This window comes from Microcoleus sp. AT3-A2, from assembly GCF_036705685.1.
GTDB lineage: Bacteria > Cyanobacteriota > Cyanobacteriia > Cyanobacteriales > Microcoleaceae > Microcoleus.
Map to the genome: position 1 here is coordinate 112,719 of NZ_JAUBVF010000003.1, position 14,021 is coordinate 126,739.

Sequence of the window (14,021 nt, forward strand, 5' to 3'; positions counted from 1 at the left end):
CCTGTCGTTTGATGGGGAATTAGTTTTTAAGCTACTTAACTCAGTTTACTATAAACTTAGTTTATTGACCATATTAATTGGTCATTTTTAGTGGCTTTTTAAGGAAAAATTGAGGAGAAGTTTTTTTATACAAAAAAACCATCTCGCTACAAAACCAATGCCTGTTTCGCGCCACCAAAAATACCAATTTTTTTCGCCCTAAAGCTATACAAAATCTACCCGAGTAATATCGCTGGCAACTACGCCTCTGAGAGTTGCAAGAATTTCCCCAGTAATCGGGATACTAATTAAAGCTCCGTCAACACCTTGGGTTACTGTAACTTGAGGAAAAGTTAGACCCCGCGACAGTGTAATTAAATCTTCACCATCTTGAAAATCTAAAATCACATCGGCTCCGCCACCTGATTCCAATACAAAGCGATCGCGCCCCGCGCCACCAATTAAAAAATCGTTGCCAAACTCACCGGAAATCAAATCATTTCCGTCGCCACCCTCGAAATAATCGTTATCTCTGCCGCCGTACAAGAAATCGTCGCCATCACCACCGATGATGCTGTCATTACCTCGATTGCCTCTGAGAGTATCGTTACCGCCGTTGCCGATAACTGTATCCTCTCCAGGGCCCCCCGTAGCAATATTGTTGCGAGCGTCGCCTGATAAATAATTCGGTTGTAAGGGAGCTAAACCGTATTGCATTTCTCTGATCAACTGCACAAAAGAAAATTCTGATGCTGTTCTCACACTCTCTGCACCGCCTCTGCTTCTGATCGCTACTGACACATTGGGCAGGGCAAAATTCATCGCACCGATAAACTCGTTAAAATCTGAATCGTTGTTATAAGTAAATTCGGGACTGTTTAATTGTTCTACGGAAATTTGCCTCTGCAAAAAACCCACGGGCGGAGTAGTTAACAAATTTTCAGTTCGATGTTTTGCCAAAACAGTTAAGGGATTAATACTCGGGTCTGTAAAACTTTGGATAAATACTTTCCCCGGAATAAATGTTTCCCCAAACAAGCTGACTACATCTCCGCTGACAATGTAGTGAGTGACATTTTTGTTGCCTGCCCTGCTGAGATTTCTCCGAAAAGTGTTGAATGTACTCGCTGATACTCCCGGAGAGTTGAAAGTAAAGATATCGCCGGTCAGAATTGTGTATTCGGTTGCTACAATTTGAGCGACTGCTCCGCCCCAACTGTGTCCGATGACATCGGGCAATAATTTGTTGGGGTTTTTACCAGTATTTTGACCGATTTCTGTGAGCCAATTTTGGATATTATCTTTGTTTTTTTCAAATTCAGGTAAACCAATGTCCCGCGAGTCGGAAAAGATAGCGTCGCCGTCGATGAAGTCTGTACCTTTAAATACGAGGGCGGGCGGGTTTTCGGGATTGGATGAACCGAACCCGATCGCATAAAAGTTTGTTTCTGGGTCGTCGAATATGCGATCGATATAGTAGCCATTAGTATCCAGGAAACTCGAAACTTCATTTTGCTCGCTCGGCTTTTGATTCAAAAAAACAATTGATTTAGCCAGAGCTTCATAAACAGCAGGCGAGGCAGCCATAATATTATATATTGTGTTTGTTGGTATTTGCGATCGCTCAGGCTTGAGCTAAGTGTCCAATCAACCATTATAGCTGACAAGATTTCTATGGTACACTTGATAATATCAACTCAATAATCAAGTTTTTGCGGTTATGGCAATCATTCGTCAATACATTGCTCCATTAATAGCGATATTAGTATTTTTCCTGGCTCTAGTAGCAGTCAGCGCTCGCATCTTTTTGCCGGCTGACATGGCTGCCCCGGCACCGATTGAGGAAGCGATCCCCCAAAAGCAAGCGGCAGTAGTGAATCCAATTTTCTTGGGGCTAAATTATTCCGCTTTCGGTGTCCGGTGATCTGATGTCTGCTCAACTGATACCGGGTTACTGGCTGCGATCAGGATCGGGACTCGATCGAGCAAAACTGGTAAAGTTTATGCACCGGACATACCGAGAGCTTTACCCGGATGGGGAATTGGGACATTTGGCTCAAACTGTCGAGCAGTATTTTTCTAACCAGACGCCGGTTTGGTGGGTAGAGTGCCAGAAAAACAGCCAAGAAGAGGCAGAAATTTTGCCCGTGCTTCCCTCGCAGTATCTCAACCCCCAATCTCAGGCGCAAAATCTCCAATCGGTTGTCGGATGTTTGTGGTTGGGAAATGCGATCGACCAAACCACCGGAGAACGCTACGCTCACATTTTTTTGCTGTACGTAGCACCGGAACATCGCCGTCTAGGAGTCGGTGCAGCTTTAGTTATTCATGCTGAAAATTGGGCGCGGGAAAGAGGCGATCGGCAAATTGGTTTGCAAGTATTTCTGAGCAATCAGCCTGCGGTGAATCTCTATCAAAAATTAGGCTATCAAACTCATTCCCTCTCGATGCTCAAATCCCTTTGAAATATAAATTCTACTGGTTTGGAATCAGGGCTAAAGTCCTGATTCATCCCAATTATGAGGACTTCTGTCCTCACTACAAACTTAAGTAACAGCAGAGATATTCGTTTGTAGTAAGGATTTTAGTCCTGATTCATCCAAATTAGGAGGACTTCAGTCCTCACTACAAACTTAGGTGACAGCAGAGGAATTTGTTTGTAGTAAGTCATATGTTGCACCATTCTCAATTAGCCTTTTATGAACAGGCAAGATGCCTGTTCCACAACAGACAAATTTTCTTGTGGAACAGGCATCTTGCCTGTTGCTGACAATGGTGCAATATTTCAGTAGTAAGGTACTGCGCGTGCACCCTACAATTATTGACTGCTGAGTGCTGACTGCTGACTGAGTTGCTTAGGAGCATCCTCTGTGCGGTAAAGTTTTTTTATGAACAATAACGACTACTCCAACGCCCTTGATACTGACACGGAACTGGAAAGCCCTTTGGATCAAATTTATGACTCCGAACCCCCGCTGCCAGATCCCGAGGAAATGCTGCCTTTGCTGGAATCCCCGGAACCTCAGCACCGGATGATTGCGGCGCGGGCTTTTTGCGAACTGCAGGACGATCGAGCAATTTCGCATTTAATTAATTTATTGAGAGACGGTTGCCCCTTGGTGCGGGTGAGCGCGGCTTATGCGTTGGGGCGAAATCCGAGCCCAGATGCTGTGGAACCGCTGATTCTTCAGCTCAACCGCGACTGGAACGGTTACGTTCGCAAAGGGGTAGTTTGGGCCCTGGGAAATTGCAACGACCACCGCGCTTTGCCATCTTTAATTGATGCTCTGAAAACTGATATTTCGGCGGTGCGTTTGTGGGCGGCGAGTTCTCTGGGTCAAATGGCCAAAGTTGGTTACTCTGTGGTGATTGCGGCGATTCCACCGTTGATTGAAGCGCTGCGGGGAGATGCTGTATCTGCTGTGCGGAGCAACTGCGCTTGGGCGATCGGGCAACTGGCCCGCGAATTGCCGAATAATATAGTGTACGCTGGGGCGATCGACGGTTTGATTGAAGCTTTAGAAGAAGATGAAGATATGGGCGTGCGGGAAGATGCTAAATCTTCACTTTTGCGAGTTGGCGACCCGCGCGGATTGCAGATTATTGAAGATTTAGAAATGGAAGGACTTTTATGATTTAAACGCCCCCATTACCAATTACCCACTATTAATTATGCCTTTCATCAGTGCTAAAACAGATTTTGGTTTCAAAAAAATCTTTGGTTCGCCCCAGAGCAAGGAAATTTTGATTAGCTTCCTCAATGCAATGCTCTACGACGCACAGCCAACCATTGAAGACTTAGAAATTATTGACCCTTACGCCGCGCCAAGCGTTACTGGATTAAAAGACACTTACCTGGATGTTAAAGCCAAAATTACAGGCAACAAAACTGTGATTATCGAAATGCAGGTAATAAATGTAGAAGCTTTTACTAAACGGGTAGTGTACAATGCCGCCAAAACCTACGCAACTCAACTCAGACCCAGGGAAGGATACTCTAAATTAAATCCTCTGATTGCTTTAAGAATTACAGATTTTATTCTGTTTGAAAATACCGAAAAGTTTCTCACCCATTTTGTATTTAAAGAACTCGAAGAAAACTTCGAGTATTATAACAGAGAAATTGAATTAGTATTTGTCGAACTGCCCAAGTTTAACAAAGAACTAGAACAAGTCGAAAACATAATTCAAAGCTGGGTTTATTTTATCAAAAATGCTCCCCTATTCGATGAAATTCCGGAAAAATTTGCATCAATTCCCGAAATTCAAACAGCTTTTTCCATCGCCAGCAGAACTAATTTAACCCTTAAGGAATTAGAGGAATTGGAAAAGCGGGAAATGTTTTTTGAAGACCAGCGCGGTGCTATTATTAAAAGTCGCAAAGAAGGCATAATTGAGGGGGAAACAGCATTAATCCTGCGTCTACTCGCGCGGCGCACTGGTGAAATACCACCAGAAATTCAAACTCGCATCCAGCAGCTATCTCCCCAACTATTGGAGGATTTAGGAGAAATCTTGTTAGATTTTACCCGTCAAGAGGATTTGATAGCTTGGTTGGAATCGGCTTCAGCATGAATTTATAACTTTTGTACTCCTGATACTAAATCAGGCTTTAATACCCCCTTTATTATTTAGTCGGCGCCGGCAGACGAGAGTTTGTTTAGTAGCGGTTTCAACCGCCGAGTTTCTAATCTAATAAGTCGGGTTCCCGGCGCACTATCATGTCATAAAGCGGTTGAAAGCTAAACCATCCCATGCGGTGAGACCCTACTTGCTGCTGTGTTAAACGCGCACATTCTGGCTTGATGAGAATTGGTTTTCCCGCAGCTTCGGCCATTAACTGCGCTTGACAAGAACGTTCCATTGCAATAAACCACCAAGCTGCTTCATCTACTGTTTGACCTACTGTTAACAGTCCGTGATTTTGTAAGATAATAGCTTTTTTCTCACCTAAAGTTTTGGCGATGCGTTTAGCTTCTTCGATTTCCAAAACAACTCCGGTATAATCGTCAAATAAAGCTTGGTCTTCATAAAAAGAACAAGCATCTTGCGTCAGCGGGTCAAGCAGGCGACCCAAACTCGACCAACTTTTGCCGTAGGGAGAATGAGCGTGGGCTGCTGCGATTACGTCGGGGCGGGCGCTGTGTACTTGGGAATGAATGGCAAATGCTGCTTCGTTTACGGGTTTATTTCCTTCAACAACTTCGCCTTTGTGGTTGACTAAAATTAGGTCGCTGACTCGAATTAAACTAAAGTGCATTCCAAAAGAATTGACCCAAAAATGGTCTAGGTGTTCGGGGTCGCGGACGGTGATATGTCCGGCCACTCCTTCGCTGAATCCGAAGCGGGCAAATAATCGGAATGCGGCGGCTAAACGCTGTTTGCGGTGGTGGCGTTCTTCTTCAATAGAGTTGAACGTTGGGGGTTGAAAAGTGACTTTGGGGATTTTTATTGCAACCATAGATTTGGGAATTGGGAATTGGGCATTGGGCATTGGGCATTGTTGACTGTTAACCGTTGACTGTTGACTGTTAACCGTTAACTACTGACTACTGACTACTGACTACTGAATTTATCTTCACTAAGGCGCAAACCTGCGATGTTTTTGCAGTCAAAGGTGGCGTTGTTACCGGGGCGACGTTCTATTAATTCGAGAATTTGTCCGGCGGGGTTTTGCAGAAACCACTGGGTTAATGAGCCGTAGTCTAGAGGACGCTCTGATAGCGGTTTAAAGTTTTTATTTTGCCATATTTTAGCAGCATTCTGCACGTTTTCGACTCGAAGCGCAACGTGGTGAACTGCTTCTAATCCTCTTTCTTGCTGAAAGCGGTTTTTTTGGTCGCCGGCTGCGTGGGGCGCATCTAATACTACTAAGCCGCCCGCTGGCATTAATAAGGTCATTAAATGCAGCCACAAATCGGAGGGAACATTAATGTTTTCCGCACAAAAGTTGATCGGGAATAAGTCTGGGCCTTCGACTGTTTTGGCACCGCAATGGCGGAAAGATTCGGCGTATTTTTCGAGTTCGGTGCGGCTAGGAAATGTGATGACAAAGTGGTCTATCGCAACTTGTTCGTCGTACAGGTGTGTTTCAAACGTCCAGGTTGTTAAAAATTCGGGAGTGATAAATTTGGGGCTGAGTTCCAGCAAGCCATTTTTTTCGATGAAAGGTGAGTCAAGATGGCTGTCAAGGTTGCGATCGAACTTTAGGGTTTTTAGATTCAAGTTTTTCATGTATCTCACCCGATGTTGAAGGACGCAAAACTGCGAATTGTGTCTACAAGCTGAAGTGGACACACATTTGGTGCGCCTTAATTCAAAAATAACACAAAACTTAATATTGGCAAGCCGATCGCCCGATCGCAACTCCCAAACCTTTACAGAACAAATATTCCCCAATCTAAAATCTAAAATCGTATCATTTGCCGATCGCGTTCCCGGCCAACCACGCCGTAGTCCAGGCACTTTGGAAGTTGAAACCGCCCGTCACGCCGTCGATATCCAAGATTTCGCCCGCAAAGAAAAGTCCGGGACAGCGGCGGCTTTCCATTGTCTTAAAATCAACTTCTTTAAGGTTGACACCGCCACAGGTGACGAACTCTTCTTTAAATGCGCCTTTTCCTGCAATCTGATATTCGCCTTGAACGAGTTCTTGCAGGAGGCGATCGAGGATTTTGTTAGATAAGTCGGCCCAGCGTTTTTGCTCATCAATGCCGATCGAACTTGTCAAACGTTCCCAGAGGCGGCGCGGCACCGGAAACGGACAGCTAGAAACAATCAATCGATGGGACAACTGCGACTTAACTGCTAGCAGTTGCTGCCGCAAAACTTCCGCATTGTACTGGGGAAGCCAATTAATCAGCACAGAGGTTTTATAATGGCGATCGTGCAAAAATCTCGCTCCCCAAGCCGAAAGTTTGAGCACAGCAGGCCCGCTTAAACCCCAGTGAGTAATTAGCAAAGGCCCGCTTTGTTCTAATTTAGCTCCCGGCAATTTCACCTTAGCATTAGGAACAGAAATTCCGGCTAAATCTTTGATTCTGCTGTCAGAAATATTAAAAGTAAATAGAGAAGGAACGGGCAGTTCTACAGTATTACCTAACTCTTTTGCCCACTTATAACCCGACGGATTGCTGCCTGTAGCGAGAAGAATGCGATCGCACTTAAAACTCTCCCCCGACTTCAACTCAATTTCAAACCTAGGGGCGGTGTCCCCCTGTTCGACCTCTGCGGTATTGGCCGTTAATTTCTTTACTGAAACGACTGCATCACCAGTGCGAATTTTTACGCCTGCATCCTCAGCAGCCCGAATCAAACAGTTAACAATTGTCGCCGAATCGTCTGTAATCGGAAACATTCGCCCGTCTTCTTCTGTTTTCAACTTCACACCGTGACCGGCGAACCATTCTACAGTATCGCGTGGTTGAAACCGAGTAAAAGCACCGCGCAGAGCTTTCCCTCCTCTGGGGTAACTCTGCACTAAAACACCGGGGTCAAAACAAGCGTGAGTCACATTGCAGCGCCCGCCACCAGAGATGCGAACTTTGGCCAGGAGTTGGCGGCCAGCTTCTAGTAAAGTGACGCGGGCCTGCGGGTAGGTTTTGGCACAGGTAATTGCACTAAAAAAACCAGCAGCACCGCCGCCAATGACTGTAATTTTGAGCATTCGATCGGACAAATTTTTTCTCGCTTATTCTGGTTCAAAATCGGATTTTGCTGCCCCGCAAGTGGGACAAACCCAATCGTCGGGGATATCTTCAAAGGCAGTACCGGGATCTATGCCTCCGTCGGGGTCGCCTACTTCTGGATCGTAGACGTAATTGCAAACTGTACAAACGTATTTTTGCATTTGCTTAACTCAACTTTATATTGTAAGCTTATAGATTGTACTTGACAACGCAACCTAGTGCAATATAGGAATCCTAAATGAGTCGTAAATTTTTTATCCCACCCCAACCCTCTTCTTACCAAGGGGAGAGAGTAAGAAATTCACAAATGATTTAGGATTGCTATATCACTTTCAAAAACTAAAGAGACTTTCGGTAATTTCCAAGTCTTTACGAATTAAGTTTTGCAGCATTTTTAAATCTAAAATCTAAAATCTAAACTCTAAACTCTAAAATCGTCAAAGCCTCTAGAACCGCAGTTCTAGAGGCGGGATTTTATTTTTTTTTAGTTTACTGCGATTGGAAGGCTAGACTTTCGCTAAAGGCTTAGTCCAAACGCCGTTTTCATCTTCTTCGTATTGCTGGTGAATGGTGTCCCAAGCAGTGTGTTCCGCTTGTATCGAGTCGTTGCTTTCGTCAAATGCGGCGTTGTAGGATTCCATAAAGGTTTTTTGAGCTGCTTCCGACAGGTGCGATCGCACTTCTGGAGATAAATCTGCCGGACTATTGCAGCGACCTTTGACGGCGCGCGGCAGCGTCATTTCACTAATAGCTATCTCTTCGCCGCCGGCACTTTCTAGCAAGAGTTGAAATTCGCCCGCTCTATCGGCGGCAACTTCTGCCATCACGAGAAATTCGCCTGCTTCAACGCGGGTTTGATAGATAGTTGCTTTCTCTTCCGGCATTCCCAAAGTGACTAAAGCGGAAACTAGACCCGCACCGGCCGAACCTGCGATCGCGCCGCTAGCTGCACCCAACAGTACAGCACCCAGCGGGCCCGCCGAGACTACTGCACCGACAAAGGGAATAAACAGGACGCCGACGCCAGTTAGCAAACCCAAAAAAGAACCGAATAATGAACCAAAAATCGCCCCGCTTCGCAGACCACCTAAAATCACATCTTTTTTTGTCAGAAAGCCGGCAATTTTAGTTTTAGACTGAAAGTTTTTCCCCATTACTGAGATGTGATCGCGGGAAACTCCGCGATCGAGCAAGCGCCGAATTACACTGTCTAATTGTTCTTCTTCCTTAAATACGGCTGAAACTGTTCGTTCGGCTAAATATTCCTCGGTCATTTTTCCTCCTTCATCGTTTCTCGATTAGTTATGCTGGTTTTCAGTATAGGAGGACGCTGTAGGGCGATCGCATCGACCGCGAGATAGAGGTCGATTTATCGGAGATAGTTTGAGGCTCTATCAAAAGAGTTAACGATTTTTTAAAGTTGCGATCGCTCATCTCTTGCCGACGGTTATTCAGCTCTGATATAAGCACCCAAATATTCGAGTTGATTTATCATTTCCTCTGCTGACTTAGCCGCCATCAAATTCAATATTCCCCGCCACTGAGCGCCTACTGAGTAACTTTGTCTAGGTACAACAATAATTCCTGAATGAGTTATTTTTTGTTCAGCAAAAGTTCTGTGCAAACGGCAGAAATCTCCCATATTAGAACTGTAAATGACGCGCCCTTGCTCAGTTGCCCAGATTAGCTGCTCCTCATCTGAAGAGCTAAGTTTGTTCGCCTCTGAGGTAGTCATCACCTCTACAGCCGAATTACGCAAAGATTCTACCAACGAAAGGTTACCAGAATCTTCATCAATATAGAGACGAATTTGACTCACGATAACTTACCTGCCATGTATTCAGCTTCCCAATACTTGCACTCTTCGTAGTACGCTGCTATCTCCGCCTCAACTTCATCTTTATTAGCGTGATAATAGGCCAAGCCTGCATAAATTTGTGCTAACGTCAAATGCGGAAATTCTTCAGCAATTTTTTCAGGAGTCATTCCTGCTTTGTAGTCAATTGCTATGCTGCGAACGGACATTCTTGTACCTGCGATGCGGGGGAGGCCGCCGCAAGTTCCGGGCGTGCGGACAATTAGCGTTCCTATATCAACGGCAGTTGTCATATTTACCTCGATTGAGTTAACTTTATCCTATTGTAACGCAGCTTCATTTCTACCAGATCGCATTTATCAAGGTTAATCAATGCCACTAGCACCCCTGTTTCCTGTCGTTCATCCCATTCTCAAATCTGCTTTTCCCAGATGTTTGTGGACGGGAGATATCAACAGCCGAGAAATTGCCCTCACATTTGACGACGGGCCGCACCGTCAGCACACACCTCAACTGTTAAAAATTTTAGATAAATACGACATCAAAGCTAGTTTTTTCTGGCTAGGTTTTTGCGTTGACAGGCATCCAGAAACGGCTAAGGAAGTGTACGATCGCGGACACTGGATCGGTCTCCACGGCTATCAGCATATATCGTTTCCCAAACTCAAAACCCACGAACTCAAACAAAGTTTAGAAGACACGCAGAAAGCAATTGCCAAAGCTTGCGATTTAGACCCAAAATTAATCCTGGACGTGCGCCCGCCCAACGGTATTTTTACGCCACGAACATTAGAGTTATTGCAACAGTGGGAATACCGCCCTGTTATGTGGAGTGTTGTCCCGGAAGATTGGGTGCGGCCGGGGGTGAGGAAAGTTATTAGTCGCATCGTGCAGCAAACAGAAAACGGATCAATTATTGTACTGCACGACGGCTATTGCGGCGGTGAAGATGTGGCAGCTTCTGCGGATAAAATAATTCCATTGCTTTTGTATAAAGGTTACAAATTCGTGACAGTCGATCGACTGTGGGAACAAGTTTCTGCCTGATTGTGTCACTGCAATCCCAAGCGCAGTAATCGCCAAGGTTTGAAATTGCTTTGCAATCCTCGGAATCACTGCGCGGCTGTGAAGGCGCAAGTCATGAGTATGTTAAGAGAAACAGGTTAAAATACCTGGTATTCCATAAAATTTGCTTCGGTTTCGATCGCCAATTTGTAAGTAGAGGAGTCTGTTCTATGATTCGATCGCACAGATGGCAAGCTATCATCGGTTTACTGGTAGCCCTGGGGATAATCATCGGAAATTTAGTGTTTCCGGGTATGAATGTACCCCCGGCATTTGCTCAAGCCAAATTTAAGGATGTTAACGACCATTGGGCGCAAGCTTGCATAGAGGAGTTAGCACAGAAAAAAATCATTAGTGGCTACTACGAAGACGGCACTTTTCGCCCGAATCGCCCCGTCAGCCGTGCTGAGTTTGCGGCGATGGTTCGCATGGCTTTTCCCGATGCCAAAACCGTTCGAGCTCCGATCGAATTTGCAGATATTCCTACAAATTACTGGGGTTTTAAAGCAATTCGAGAAGCTTATCAGACGGGTTTTATGTCCGGTTACAGCGGCAGTATTTTTAACCCGACTTTGAATGTTACCCGCTGGCAGGTTTTGGTAGCTTTAACCAGCGGCTTGAAATATACACCTACGGGCTCGGCGGCTGAGATTTTGGATGCGACTTTTGAAGATGCGCCGGACATTCCCGAACTGGCCAGAAGTGCGATCGCCGCTGCCACAGAAAAACAACTTGTGGTGAATTATCCGGCTGTTAAACAGCTAGAACCTACTCGGAATGCTACTCGCGCCGAAGTCGCAAGTTTTTTCTGTCAGGCGATCGCCAAACCCGGTCAAACTGCCTTAATTCCTGGGCAATATATTGCACAAGTTCCGGCGAATATCGGCCCGCCGAGAACAACAGAAACCTCGGAAGCGGGGAAAGTTCGGGCGGAAGTTTCTTTCGTAAAAGAAGCAGAAAATGCTAAAAATCTCCGCATCAGAATTATCCGCGACGGTAAAAGTTTATTAGAAGAACCAGTGCTAATTCCGACTCGTTCTCTAGTAGATAATCCCGACAAGAAAACCAGCGAAGACATATCAGAAGGACGTTTTTTATCGCTGCGAATCCGTGATTTAGACGGCGACAAGGAACCGGAAGTGCTGGCAGATTTAGTCTCAATCAAAAGCGGCGTCCGCTGCTGCAATTATTCGTTTATTTACCGCTACGACTCGGCAGCTAACAAATACACTCATATCAAGCATTTCTGGGGCAATGTGAGTTACGAAATTGTCGATTTGGGCAAAAATGATATCCCAGAGTTCAAAAGTCAGGACGGCAGATTTTCCGAGGCTTTTACCAATTACGCTGATTCTCGCTTCCCGCTGCAAATTTGGGAGTACCGCCAAGGTAAAATGCAAGATGTTAGCAAACAGTATCCGGTGGAAGTATACACGAATTCTGCTGAGCTTTGGCTGGAATCTAACAAGCGTCTGAGTGAAGATGGGGAGGTGAAAGGGGTGTTGGCGGCCTTCATGGCGAACAAGTATGTCATGGGTCAGGAGGCGGAAGGTTGGCAGTTGTTGGAAAGGGTTTATCAAGGGCGCGATCGCACTCAATTCTTTGGGAAGTTGCGGGAGTTTTTGGTAAGTACGGGTTATGCTAGTAAGTAGACTTGGAGGTTTTTAACCGCAGATGAACGCGGATTAACGCTGATAATATCTGTAGGGGCGGGTTTTACGAATAATATCTAATTCCTACTAACAATATTACTAAACCCGCCCCGATACAACAGATAACCCACGTCAACTATTCATCAAATTTATCCTCACATATTAATTTGTTTAAATAAAGTAAATTACTAACAACTTGTGAAGAAATACCAAAAGTTGTGGCTTTTTGAAGGGTCAAGCTAAAATAAATATAAAATCTCATAAATTCAATCACTGAAAATGGTATATCCATCTGCACCTTGGAATCTGCAAGGTTATGCTGTTGAGACTTTACAATTGGTAGATGTGGCACGAGTGCGCCCCTTGGTTCCCTCTGAGTTAGAAATTGTCTCTTTATTGCCGGGGAAAACCCTAGGTGGCATTTATATATCCTCCTACGGGTTGGGTTCGGTGATGGAGTACAATGAGTTAATTGTAGTTAGCGCGAGCGCCAATTATACAGGAAAATGGGGCGCTTGGATTTCCCATATTTACGTAGACAATCCTAACTCGGTAGCCGGCGGGCGGGAAATTTGGGGACTTCCTAAAGAATTAGCTACATTTAGTTGGGAAGGCAGCGATTCGGTAAAGGCAGCACCGCTAGGCTACCGCGTCACAGTTAGCCAAGGAAACCGTCAACTGTGCAGTCTCAATTACAGCAAGCAAACTTTAGCTTTACCGCTGCCTTTTAGCGGAAATGTTTTTAGCACTGAAAGCAGCAATTTGCTGTTGTTTAAAGGAGTATTACAGTCTCGCATCGGTTTGATTAAAGGCGAATTAGAAGTGGCAGAAGAAAGTCCTTTTGCCAGTTTAAACTTAGGCCAGCCCTTGCTAACTTTTGGCTCCGAAGATATGCGTTTAACAGTCGCTGCGCCGCAAGTTGTGGGAAACAGATCCCTTGAATTCAGTTATTAGCTGTAAAGCGCGGGTATTCGCCGTAAACCTAAAAAAACAGAACAGCCAGAAACCGGGTTTCTTGAAAAAGCTTGGTTTCTGGCACGGCGTATTAGTTTGAGTTGCTTACTAATCTTTTTGAGGACTTACGCATCAAACGGCTAAAAACCCGGTTTCTTCTTAGATGCCTCGTTGCTGCACCCAATATTCTCCTAGAAACCGGTTTTTTTTTCGTAAGTCCTATTTTTAAATGCCAGCGCCCGGAGCGGCTTCAGCACCCATTTCTAAAATTGTACCGCGAAGGAAATCAATTTGCTGCTGGAAATCCATGCCCTCAATCTTTCCTAATAAAGCTTTTCCTGCGTCGGGAAGTTGATAGTCTGGAGGAACAGGAATAATAGTTCCTTCGTCCATTCCTACCGCTAGGAAATACCAAAAAGCCAGCTTGGTTTCAGGACTCATCGAGCCGTACATCCGGCTGATTTCAGTATTGGCTTTTGAGGCAATGTCCCGCATTACTTGTAGTTGTTCTTGGTGGGGCAGAGGCTTGACTTGCTCGAACAAACCCTGAGCGATGTCGGAACCGGAAGCACCGGGAGCCGCTGGCGTTATTGACTTGCCCATTTGGGTGTAAACAAACCACAGCAAACCTAATTGGTCGTCTACACTCAACTTCTTAATATCTGCTTTTCCTTGGTCGTAAGCACTGGTAGTAGTAAAGGTCATTCAAGCCTCCAAAATAATATGTATTGCTCAGCTTTCTTATTTGTGAGAAAACTTTTGTTTGCTACTTAAGTTAAAGTACCTAATAAATAGTGATGCTAGAATCTTGCTTAAGACAGAGATGATCTCGGACATAAGTTCGGGGAGTAAATTCACCAAAAGTGG

The 14,021-nt window shown here is 45.1% G+C and carries 16 protein-coding genes; 7 read left to right on the forward strand and 9 right to left on the reverse strand.

Translation table 11 applies throughout. The features are described 5' to 3' along the window. Nucleotides 1–204: 204 nt before the first annotated feature. Nucleotides 205–1,566: a calcium-binding protein gene (locus QUB37_RS03380; protein ID WP_333159096.1), complete on the reverse strand. Its 1,362-nt coding sequence runs from the start codon at nucleotides 1,564–1,566 to the stop codon at nucleotides 205–207. Nucleotides 1,567–1,699: 133 nt separating this feature from the next. On the opposite strand from QUB37_RS03380, the gene QUB37_RS03385 reads away from it, so the two are divergent. The 4 genes from QUB37_RS03385 (at nucleotide 1,700) to QUB37_RS03400 (ending at nucleotide 4,554) form a co-directional block, all read left to right on the forward strand. After that, nucleotides 1,700–1,903: a hypothetical protein gene (locus tag QUB37_RS03385; RefSeq protein ID WP_333159098.1), complete on the forward strand. Its 204-nt coding sequence runs from the start codon at nucleotides 1,700–1,702 to the stop codon at nucleotides 1,901–1,903. A gap of 4 nt (nucleotides 1,904–1,907) precedes the next feature. After that, nucleotides 1,908–2,444 (forward strand): GNAT family N-acetyltransferase, encoded by a 537-nt coding sequence (locus tag QUB37_RS03390; protein ID WP_333159100.1) that lies wholly within the window; start codon nucleotides 1,908–1,910, stop codon nucleotides 2,442–2,444. 423 nt (nucleotides 2,445–2,867) lie between these two features. Next, nucleotides 2,868–3,614 (forward strand): HEAT repeat domain-containing protein, encoded by a 747-nt coding sequence (locus tag QUB37_RS03395; protein WP_333159102.1) that lies wholly within the window; start codon nucleotides 2,868–2,870, stop codon nucleotides 3,612–3,614. Between the two features lie 37 nt (nucleotides 3,615–3,651). Then, nucleotides 3,652–4,554: an Rpn family recombination-promoting nuclease/putative transposase gene (locus tag QUB37_RS03400; protein ID WP_333159104.1), complete on the forward strand. Its 903-nt coding sequence runs from the start codon at nucleotides 3,652–3,654 to the stop codon at nucleotides 4,552–4,554. A 112-nt stretch (nucleotides 4,555–4,666) separates the two neighbouring features. On the opposite strand, the gene QUB37_RS03405 is transcribed toward QUB37_RS03400, so the two are convergent. The 7 genes from QUB37_RS03405 to QUB37_RS03435 form a co-directional block, all read right to left on the reverse strand. Next, the gene (locus tag QUB37_RS03405; protein ID WP_333159317.1) at nucleotides 4,667–5,440 is read right to left on the reverse strand and encodes a class II aldolase/adducin family protein; all 774 of its coding nucleotides are present in this window, start codon (nucleotides 5,438–5,440) and stop codon (nucleotides 4,667–4,669) included. A 95-nt stretch (nucleotides 5,441–5,535) separates the two neighbouring features. Next, nucleotides 5,536–6,213, reverse strand: coding sequence for a hypothetical protein (locus tag QUB37_RS03410; protein WP_333159106.1), 678 nt, complete (start codon nucleotides 6,211–6,213; stop codon nucleotides 5,536–5,538). 184 nt (nucleotides 6,214–6,397) lie between these two features. Then, on the reverse strand, nucleotides 6,398–7,645 hold the full coding sequence (locus QUB37_RS03415) for an NAD(P)/FAD-dependent oxidoreductase (protein WP_333159107.1): 1,248 nt from the start codon (nucleotides 7,643–7,645) through the stop codon (nucleotides 6,398–6,400). Nucleotides 7,646–7,669: 24 nt separating this feature from the next. Continuing rightward, the gene (gene rd, locus QUB37_RS03420) at nucleotides 7,670–7,828 is read right to left on the reverse strand and encodes a rubredoxin (RefSeq protein ID WP_333106888.1); all 159 of its coding nucleotides are present in this window, start codon (nucleotides 7,826–7,828) and stop codon (nucleotides 7,670–7,672) included. Between the two features lie 345 nt (nucleotides 7,829–8,173). Then, nucleotides 8,174–8,941 carry a ChaB family protein gene (locus tag QUB37_RS03425; RefSeq protein WP_333159109.1) on the reverse strand — a complete coding sequence of 256 codons (768 nt, stop codon included), beginning with the start codon at nucleotides 8,939–8,941 and terminating at the stop codon, nucleotides 8,174–8,176. Nucleotides 8,942–9,114: 173 nt separating this feature from the next. Continuing rightward, nucleotides 9,115–9,486, reverse strand: coding sequence for a DUF5615 family PIN-like protein (locus QUB37_RS03430; protein ID WP_333159111.1), 372 nt, complete (start codon nucleotides 9,484–9,486; stop codon nucleotides 9,115–9,117). Then, on the reverse strand, nucleotides 9,483–9,776 hold the full coding sequence (locus tag QUB37_RS03435; protein WP_333133391.1) for a DUF433 domain-containing protein: 294 nt from the start codon (nucleotides 9,774–9,776) through the stop codon (nucleotides 9,483–9,485). The genes QUB37_RS03430 and QUB37_RS03435 overlap by 4 nt, the downstream gene beginning before the upstream one ends. A 79-nt stretch (nucleotides 9,777–9,855) precedes the next feature. Between QUB37_RS03435 and QUB37_RS03440 the strand changes: the two genes are divergently transcribed. The 3 genes from QUB37_RS03440 to QUB37_RS03450 all read left to right on the forward strand — a co-directional run bounded on the left by QUB37_RS03440 (nucleotide 9,856) and on the right by QUB37_RS03450 (nucleotide 13,154). Further along, a complete protein-coding gene (locus QUB37_RS03440) occupies nucleotides 9,856–10,530 on the forward strand; it encodes a polysaccharide deacetylase family protein (RefSeq protein WP_333159114.1) in 675 nt (224 codons plus the stop codon). 188 nt (nucleotides 10,531–10,718) lie between these two features. Continuing rightward, nucleotides 10,719–12,200, forward strand: coding sequence for an S-layer homology domain-containing protein (locus tag QUB37_RS03445; protein WP_333159116.1), 1,482 nt, complete (start codon nucleotides 10,719–10,721; stop codon nucleotides 12,198–12,200). A 279-nt stretch (nucleotides 12,201–12,479) separates the two neighbouring features. Next, nucleotides 12,480–13,154 carry an acetoacetate decarboxylase family protein gene (locus QUB37_RS03450; RefSeq protein ID WP_333159118.1) on the forward strand — a complete coding sequence of 225 codons (675 nt, stop codon included), beginning with the start codon at nucleotides 12,480–12,482 and terminating at the stop codon, nucleotides 13,152–13,154. A 225-nt stretch (nucleotides 13,155–13,379) separates the two neighbouring features. Here the strand turns inward: QUB37_RS03450 and QUB37_RS03455 are convergent, their stop codons facing one another. Continuing rightward, nucleotides 13,380–13,859, reverse strand: coding sequence for an orange carotenoid protein N-terminal domain-containing protein (locus QUB37_RS03455; RefSeq protein WP_333159120.1), 480 nt, complete (start codon nucleotides 13,857–13,859; stop codon nucleotides 13,380–13,382). Between the last annotated feature and the right edge of the window lie 162 nt (nucleotides 13,860–14,021).